The sequence below is a fragment of the Vibrio sp. D173a genome (assembly GCF_030248475.1).
Window position 1 is genome coordinate 1 of sequence record NZ_JAHGAH010001486.1, and the last position, 671, is coordinate 671.

1 pseudogene is annotated in these 671 nt (G+C 46.8%); it reads right to left on the bottom strand.

The features are described from left to right. Positions 1 to 78: 78 nt before the first annotated feature. A pseudogene (locus tag KIV40_RS34240) lies at positions 79 to 671 on the bottom strand (MFS transporter); the annotation flags it as partial.

Here is a 671-nt window from a genome sequence, read left to right on the forward strand (position 1 = left end):
ATTCGCCAACCACTTTGCCTATTTTGTCCCACCTCTGCCTTACAATTCTTTTAAAGTCATAGAGTTAAGATTTAAGAGTTAAGAGTTCAAACTCGTTGTCATAACTTGATGCAGATAGGTGGCTAACACGGCGATTAACCCGCAAACCGTCAAGCCCATACCAAGATCCTGTCCGATACCAACAAAACTCAACCCCGCACCAATCAACAAGTAGTAGAGCAGCCCAAACAGCGCACCCGCGCTACCAATTTGTGCACGATAGTCGACTAAGGCTTTGCTCAACACGTTAGGAATCGCGATTCCAAACGACATCACCACTAACATCATCGGGACCAGAAAAATGGCCTGTTGCTGTGTAAACCAAACCCCGATACCGCCCACCAGCAGCAATAGAGCAGCCAAACTTAAGAGTTGACTAGAAGTTCTTCCGCGAGCCAACAATGCTTTATTGAGATAGCTCCCGATTAAGGTTCCAAGGCCAAGCACCACGCCACTGTAACCGTACTGTTCGTTGCTCAGTCCGATCTGAGTAAAGGTAAAAGCCCCCAACTGATAGTAAGAAAACAGCGCTACGTTGTAAGCACTCACTAGCAATGCAGATAGCCAGATTCGGCGATCTATGAACATGGCTAGTGCAAGCGGCTTCAATTTAACTGAGGGTTGAGATTGCT